The following is a 7608-nucleotide window of genomic DNA, read 5'->3' on the forward strand; positions in this document are numbered from 1 at the left end:
AACATCCGGGCGCACTCCGGGCCTCAACTCACTCCGAAGCAAGCTTCACCTGCACGCGTGCGGCCCTGCCGGAGCGCACCTGTCATCCCGAGGAGCGGCCACGAGAGCCCTGCCCCTACACCCGCACTCCGCAGCGACCGAGGGATCCGCCACACACTCCCGGGCGCGCCACACGGTCCTCCTCACACGAGAATAAGCCAGTCTGCGAAGGCAGACTTCGTGTGTTTGTTGCAGCGAATTCATTCGCCCGGGCAGGGTCGCGGCCTCGTCTCCGTGGGCCCCGCACGCCGACGCACCGGCGCATCACGCGAAGTGTGTGGCGGATCCCTCAGTCGCTGCGGTCGATCGTGCTCGGGCAAGTAGGCCGTGGCCGCTCCATCGGGATGACATCCACCGCCAGGGGGTGCGATCCGATTTCAGAGGCCGGGAGAGGGGGATCGACGGCATCAGAACAGCGAGATCTGCTCGCCGATGGCCCTGGGGTCCACCGGCTTCTGGCCGAGGAGAGACTGCAGCTCGCGGGCGTTGGCGGGGCTGTGGCCGGCGAAGTGGTTGTTGAAGTACCCGAACACGCTCACGCCCCGGCCCGCGATGGTCTTCAGCACCTCGGCCCAGGAGCGGATTTCGCCCGAGCGGTCGAACTGCAGGTGCGAGTAGTCCACGATGTCGCGGTTGGGACCCATCCAGCGGATGTAGTGAAAGTCCGCCGTGGGCGCGGCGGCCAGCTCCGTCATCGTTTCGCGCGGAATCCACTTGCCATCGCTGAGCGCGAGCGCGGCCCCGTGCGACTCCAGCAGCGAAAGCAGCCGCGGGAGCACGGCATCGGCCATCCACCGGCTCTGGCGCACCTCCACCGCGAAACGCACGTCGCGCGGCAGCCGTCCGACGAACCGCTCCAGCGCCGCGAACTCGTCCGGCCCGAAGTCCGGCCCCATCTGCACCAGCACGGGCCCCAGCTTGGGCCCCAGCTCGCGGGCACGGTCCAGGAACTCGTCCGTGGCGGCATCCGCGTCCCGCAGCCGGCGCTCGTGCGTGATCTCCTGCGGCATCTTCAGCGCGAACAGGAAACCGTCGGGCGTGCGCTGCGCCCATCCGCGCACCGACTTGGCGGGGGGGATGGCGTAGAAGGTGGAATCGACCTCCACCGTGCTGAACGCCTGGGCGTAGGTGCGCAGGAACTCTACGGGCCGGGTGCCCTCGGGATAGAACGGCCCCACCCACGCCGTATAGTTCCAGCCCTGCGTGCCGATTCGAATGCTCACGGGCGAGCTACGGAAGCGGGGGAAAGTCGCCAGAGTGACGGAAGCAGCCACCGAGGGGATCAGTAGCGGGCGATCGACCAGCGGGCAAGTGCGTGAAACTCGCGCGCGGCATCCTCCGTACGGCTGATCCGTGACCGATGGAGCGCCGATATCAAGCAATGGAGTGTGTCAGATGAGCGACAAGAGCAGCTTCGAAACGTTCCTGAAGTGGGCCGTGGTGGTGATCGTGGCGATCGCGGCCCTGAAGGTGGTGATGGCCGTCCTCGGCATCGCGTGGGTCCTGGGCGCGTTCCTCCTGTTCCGGGTTCTGCCGCTGGTGCTGGTGGTGTGGGGCATCGTCAAGCTGGTGCAGTGGCTCAAGAGCGACCGCGGCTCGCCCGCCGGCACCTCGACCTACTGACCCAACCCTGATCGGCGCCGATCGCCCCCGCGGGAACGCTTCCCGCGGGGGCTTCGGTGCGTCCTGTGGATGCGCCGCCCCAGGCGGGGCACCGCTGCCCCGCGCCTGGCCTCGCGCACCCTCCGGCCACGTGTCGTATCTCCCTGCATCAGAACCACTTCCAGGCACGTACGCAGCCCTCTGAAACGAGGAACGGGGGTTGCCCCCGGACTGTCGCGTCGGCACGCAGGTGCCCCGCATCGGCTCTCCCCAGGAGGTCCCCCGGATGAAGGTGATCGCCCCTCGCCCGCTGCGCGACGACGGCACGCCCGCGCCGCTCTTCATTGCCACCGACACGGTGAACATCCGCAGCGGCCCCAATCCTGGCGACCGGAAGGTGGCCGGCAGCCCGCTCCCCACCGGCACCGTCGTGCATGCGCTGGCCGAGCAGGACGGCTGGACGCGGCTGATCGTGCCCGGCACACTCCGCGGCATCACGGGGGTTACGGGATGGGTGAACTCCATCTTCCTGCGGCCGGCCCCGCAGCTCGTTTCCACCGCTCAATCCGCGCAGCTCACCCGCTGAACTTCGCCGCCAGGCAGAACGTCAGGGCGCCCTCCACGGGGGGCGCCCTCGGCCGTTCATCCTCCAATTCCTCCCCGATTCCGCCACCGCCAGCCCAATTCGATCCGAGTGAGCCACAGGTGCGACGGGTTTTTGTCAACCGCTTGACGCCGTTCCACCCGTCCATTTCTTTAGGCGTGGCCGCGCGGCAGGCGCGCGGCCACGTCCCCTGGCTCCGGGTGGAACGATGGCTCCGAATACCCCATCCCCAGACACGCTTTCCGCCGCCGCCACCCCCGAGCAGGTGCTGCACGAGAGGTTCGGGCTGCCGGAGTTTCGCCCCGGGCAGCGGCGGGTGATCGACGCCCTGCTGGAACGGGGGGGCGCGCTCGCCGTCTTTCCCACCGGCGGCGGAAAGTCGCTGTGCTACCAGCTTCCCGCGCTGCTGCTGCCCGGCGTTACCGTGGTGGTGTCGCCGCTGATCGCGCTGATGAAGGACCAGATCGACTACCTGCGCGGCCGGGGGATCGAGGCGGCGCGGCTGGACAGCTCCCTCACGCGCGACGAGGCGGCATCGGTGGAGCGGGGGCTGCGGAACGGCACGCTGAAGCTCCTGTACGTGGCCCCGGAGCGCTTCAACAACGAGCGCTTCCTGGACCAGCTGGGACGCGCGCGCATCTCGCTCTTCGCCGTGGACGAGGCGCACTGCATCTCGCAGTGGGGCCACAACTTTCGCCCCGACTACCTGAAACTGGCCGAGACGGCGCGCGCCATCGGCGTGGAGCGCGTGCTGGCGCTCACCGCCACGGCCACGCCGGCGGTGGTGGACGACATCTGCACCACCTTCGGCATCGACCGCGACGCGGCGGTGGTCACCGGCTTCCATCGGCCCAACCTGTTCCTTTCCACCGTTCCCACCGAGGCGGCCCGGCGCGACGACGTGCTGGTGGACCGGGTGCGCGGGCGAGCGCCGGGGGCGGGCATCGTGTACGTGACGCTGCAGAAGACGGCCGAGCGGGTGGCCAAGGTGCTGGCGGACGCCGGAGTGCCGGCCATGGCCTACCACGCGGGGATGGAGGCGGACGATCGGACCCGCGTGCAGGAGTGGTGGAAGGGGTCCGACCGGGCGGTGGTGGTGGCGACGATCGCCTTCGGGATGGGGATCGACAAGGCCGACGTGCGCTACGTGTATCACTACAACCTGCCCAAGGGGATCGAAAGTTACAGCCAGGAGATCGGCCGGGCGGGGCGCGACGGCCTGCCCTCGACGGTGGAGATGCTGGGCAGCCGCGAAGACGTGTCGACGCTGGAGAACTTCGCCTTCGGCGACACGCCCGACCGCGATTCGCTGCGCGGGCTGCTGGCCGACGTGGCGGCGGCGGAGGGCACCTTCGACGTGGCGCCGCGCGCGCTGAGCCTGAAGCACGACATCCGCGAGCTGGTGCAGCGCACGGCGCTCACCTACCTGGAGCTGCTGGGGGTGCTTCGCCAGGGCACGCCGTTCTACGCCGGCTACAAGCTGAAGCCGCTGGTGCCCGTTCCCGAGATCGTGGGCCGCTTCTCGGGCGAGCGCGCGCAGTTCGTGGAGGGGATCTTCAAACGCGCCAAGTTCGGCCGCAGCTGGTACACGCTGGACCTGGAGGGCGCCGAGCCCGACCAGCGCAGCCGCATCGTGCGCGCGGTGGACTGGCTGGGCGAGCAGGGGCTGGCCGAGGTCACGGCGAGCGACCTGCGGCTGCGCTTCCACAAGCTCGTCGCCCGCCCCGACGTGGACGCCCTGACGGAGGCGCTGCTGGAGCGCTTCGTGGCGCGCGAGCAGTCGGAGGTGGAGCGGATCGCGCTGATGGGGGAGCTGGTGGAGCGCGACGGATGCCAGACCAACTTCGTGCTGGAGTACTTCGGCGAGGGCGGCCACGCGCCCTGCGGCCACTGCACCTGGTGCCAGACGGGGCGCGCGTCCGTCTTTCCGCCGCTTCCCCCGGCGCCGCCCGTCGAGCGGATGGTGGACGTGGCGGAGTTCCGCGCGCTGTGCGCGGCGCAGCCGGAGGCGCTGGCCACGCCGCGGCGCCGCGCGCGGTTTCTGTGCGGGCTCACCAGCCCCGCTCTCGGCGCGGCGCGCCTGGGCCGCAACCGCCTGTTCGGCGCGCTGGAGGAGCGGCGCTTTCCCGAGGTGCTGGCCTGGTGCGAATCGCACTTGTGAAAGGGCGGGGGTCACGCGGAGGCGCGGAGAACGCGGAGGAACAGAGGCCGGCTCCGTAGTTCTCCGCGACCTCCGCGCCTCCGCGTGAGGACCTTCAGTTCGGCGTGGGAGAGTCACCGAACGTGGGAATGGTGCACTCCTTGCCCGCGTCGCGGCGGGGATCCCAGGGAAAACGCGAACGCGAGGGCGGCGGATGGCCGAGGACAAGACACCCACACCCATGGCGCGCGGCCCCGTGCCCGCCGACGCCGTGGCGCGGCACCCGTCCGGCCCCATGGGCCAGGTGAGGCCCGAGCACCTGTACCGCGCCGTGCTGCTGGCTTTTCTCCTGGCGCTGCTGTACCGCTACTTCGACCCGCTCACCCGCGTGTTCCTGATGGCGTACGCGGCGGCCATCATCGCCATCGGCCTCAACGGGCTGCGGGCGCTGATCCCCGTGCAGCGCAAGTGGATGGCGGCGGGCGTGGGCGTGGTGGTCATCGGCGGCCTGGTGGCGCTGCTGGCGTGGGGAACGCCGCTGCTGGTGGGGCAGGTGAAGGACCTCGCCTCGCAGGGCCCCGCCATGGAGGAGCAGATCACCAAGTGGGAGGAATGGCTGCACACCCAGATGGGGATGCAGGTGAACATCCCCAGCCCCTCGCAGCTGTTCTCGGGCGGCGGGGGCGGAGGTGAGGGCGGCGCCGCGAAGGTGGTGGGGCAGGCGGCGAGCCTGCTGGAGATCCTCTTCGTGCCGCTGGTGCTGTTCTTCGGCGCCCTGTTCGCGCTCGCCAGCCCCAACGACCACCTGCTGACGCCCATGATGCGGGCCCTTCCCGAGGGGCTGCGCCTGGCCTGGTACCGCATCTTCCAGCTGCTGGGCGAGCGGATCATGGGGTGGCTGAAGGGCGTGGGGACGGCGATGATCGGCGTCGGCGCGCTGAGCGTGGTGGCGTTCTACCTGATCGGCGTGCCCAACGCGCTGCTGCTGGGGCTGCTGAACGGGCTGCTGGAGTTCATTCCCCTCGCCGGCCCCTGGATCGGCGGGCTGTCCGCGACGATGGTGGCCTTCCTGGTCGATCCGACGAAGGGGATGTGGACGGCCATCGCCGCGCTTGCCATCCAGCAGATCGAGGCCAACATCATCACGCCGTGGGCCATGGCGCACAACGCCGAGATCCACCCGTTCGTCACCCTCTTCGCCCTGGTGCTGTTCGGCAGCGTGTTCGGATTTCTGGGCGTGCTGCTGGCGCTGCCGCTGGTGCTGCTGGTGTGGACGCTGGTGCAGGTGCTGTGGGTGGAGCGCGCCATCGACACCGACCGCGAGCGCATTCAGCCGGTGGTTCCCGAGTAGCGGCGCGTCGCGCCCTGATCGTTCACCTCAGCGAGACGATCCCATGACCGAGCCCGGCCCCCCGGCCGCCGGCACCAAGCTGCGCATCATCCGCATGGCCTTCCTGGCCGGCGTGGTAACCTTTGGCGCCATGGTCATGTTCCTGGTGGGCCGCGACGGGCCGCGCGCCCCCGAACGGGCGGCTACCATGCAGGTGATGAACATCATCTTTCTCGTCGCGGCCGCGGCGGGAATCGTGTGGATGCAGCGCAAGCACGCCACCGAGCAGGACCCGTCGCAGCGGACTACGTGGAACATCTGCGCGTGGGCCTTCGGCGAGGTGACGGCGCTGACCGGCGCCGTGCACTACCTGCTGGTGGGCAGCCCCATCCCGTACCTGGTGGGGCTGGGGATGATGCTGGCCGCCTTCGCCCTGGTGCCCATCCGCGACTAGCGCCGCGTGTCACGATCGGCCGCGGGGCGGCGTTGACGGGCAGGGCGCCCCGCGAGGTGAGGGCGCGGTCGCAACCCTGTCCCGGAAAGATCGAAAGATGCGCATCCTTCGTCTGCTTGCCTGCACATCTCTGCTCGCCACAGCCGCGTGCCCCGGGATCGTGGGGCTCACGGAGCGCTGGGAGCGGCAGCCCGCGTACCTGGTGGATGACCAGGAGGCGCGGGTGGTGGTACCCGCCCAGGTGAACGCCGGAGCCAGCTTCCAGGTAGACATCACGACTTATGGGGGCGGCTGCGAGCGCCAGGGCGAAACCGAGGTGTCGGTTTCGCAGCAGGCCCGGACGGCTGACCTGAGGCCCTACGATGAGACGAACGTGGCGGCCGAGGTGTGCACCGAAGAGCTGAAGATGTTCTCGCACATGGCGACCGTGCGCTTCGACCAGCCCGGAACGGCGGTGGTCCGCGTGCACGGCGTGCGCCTGCAGGACAAGGCCCCGGTCACGGTGACGCGCACCGTTCAGGTGGTGGCGGCCGGCTCGTGAGCGGCGCGCCCACGTCCGATCCCACCGCGCGCTTCTCCGATCGCGTCGCCGACTACGTCCGCTATCGCCCGGGTTATCCCGACGAGGTGATCCGGGTGCTTCGCGAAGAGACGGGGCTGGCGCCGGTGCACGTGGTGGCGGACGTGGGATCGGGGACGGGAATCTCATCCAAAATCTTCCTGGACCACGGCAACCGGGTGTTCGCCGTGGAGCCCAACCCCGACATGCGCGCCGCCGCCGAGGCGATGCTGGGCGGCGACCCGCGCTTCCACAGCGTGGCGGGAACGGCGGAAGCGTCCACACTTCCTGACGCCGCGGTGGACTATGCCGTGGCAGGCCAGGCATTCCACTGGTTCGATGCGCCCCGCGCGCGCGACGAGTTCCGGCGCATCGTGCGGCCGGGCGGATGGGCGGTGCTGCTGTGGAACGCGCGGCGGACGGACACCTCTCCGTTCCTGCGCGCATACGAGGCGCTGCTGCACGAGCACGGGACGGACTACACGTCGGTGAATCACGAGAACATCACCGACGACACGCTGCGCGCGTTCTTTGGCGGCTCGTACACGCTGCGCACCGCGTACAACGAGCAGGTGTTTGACTACGCGGGGCTGAAGGGACGGCTGCTCTCGTCGTCGTACGCGCCAAACGAGGGCCAGCCCGGCCACACGCCGATGCTGCGCGCGATGGAGCGGATCTTCGGCGAGCACCAGGTGGACGGCCGCGTGGTCTTAGAATACGACACGAAGATCTACTTCGCCCCGGTGCATCCCGGCTGAAGGCGCCCCCGCGCCGGGCGAAGCATCTAGCCTGGGGCACTTTCACGCTCGGCGCGGCAGCGGGCACCCGTGCAGAGGCCGCAACGTCGGCACGGTTCGAAACGGGCCGGCGCACGCCTCGG

General features: G+C 70.0%; 8 protein-coding genes. 7 read left to right on the forward strand and 1 reads right to left on the reverse strand.

What is annotated here, in order from left to right; translation table 11 throughout:
- Positions 1 to 446: 446 nt before the first annotated feature.
- Positions 447 to 1262, reverse strand: coding sequence for a DUF72 domain-containing protein (locus VIB55_RS06105; RefSeq protein ID WP_331875781.1), 816 nt, complete (start codon positions 1260 to 1262; stop codon positions 447 to 449).
- A gap of 172 nt (positions 1263 to 1434) precedes the next feature.
- On the opposite strand from VIB55_RS06105, the gene VIB55_RS06110 reads away from it, so the two are divergent.
- The 7 genes from VIB55_RS06110 (at position 1435) to VIB55_RS06140 (ending at position 7486) form a co-directional block, all read left to right on the forward strand.
- Positions 1435 to 1662, forward strand: a complete 228-nt coding sequence (locus tag VIB55_RS06110) for a hypothetical protein (protein WP_331022273.1) — start codon at positions 1435 to 1437, stop codon at positions 1660 to 1662.
- Positions 1663 to 1927: 265 nt separating this feature from the next.
- Positions 1928 to 2227 (forward strand): SH3 domain-containing protein, encoded by a 300-nt coding sequence (locus tag VIB55_RS06115; protein WP_331875782.1) that lies wholly within the window; start codon positions 1928 to 1930, stop codon positions 2225 to 2227.
- A gap of 226 nt (positions 2228 to 2453) precedes the next feature.
- Positions 2454 to 4406: an ATP-dependent DNA helicase RecQ gene (locus tag VIB55_RS06120; RefSeq protein ID WP_331875783.1), complete on the forward strand. Its 1953-nt coding sequence runs from the start codon at positions 2454 to 2456 to the stop codon at positions 4404 to 4406.
- A 193-nt stretch (positions 4407 to 4599) separates the two neighbouring features.
- Positions 4600 to 5736 carry an AI-2E family transporter gene (locus tag VIB55_RS06125; RefSeq protein WP_331875784.1) on the forward strand — a complete coding sequence of 379 codons (1137 nt, stop codon included), beginning with the start codon at positions 4600 to 4602 and terminating at the stop codon, positions 5734 to 5736.
- A 43-nt stretch (positions 5737 to 5779) separates the two neighbouring features.
- On the forward strand, positions 5780 to 6169 hold the full coding sequence (locus VIB55_RS06130) for a hypothetical protein (RefSeq protein WP_331875785.1): 390 nt from the start codon (positions 5780 to 5782) through the stop codon (positions 6167 to 6169).
- Positions 6170 to 6266: 97 nt separating this feature from the next.
- Positions 6267 to 6710, forward strand: coding sequence for a hypothetical protein (locus VIB55_RS06135; protein WP_331875786.1), 444 nt, complete (start codon positions 6267 to 6269; stop codon positions 6708 to 6710).
- Positions 6707 to 7486 carry a class I SAM-dependent methyltransferase gene (locus VIB55_RS06140; RefSeq protein WP_331875787.1) on the forward strand — a complete coding sequence of 260 codons (780 nt, stop codon included), beginning with the start codon at positions 6707 to 6709 and terminating at the stop codon, positions 7484 to 7486. The genes VIB55_RS06135 and VIB55_RS06140 overlap by 4 nt, the downstream gene beginning before the upstream one ends.
- The last annotated feature ends 122 nt before the right edge of the window (positions 7487 to 7608 follow it).

This window comes from Longimicrobium sp. (genome assembly GCF_036554565.1).
GTDB lineage: Bacteria > Gemmatimonadota > Gemmatimonadetes > Longimicrobiales > Longimicrobiaceae > Longimicrobium.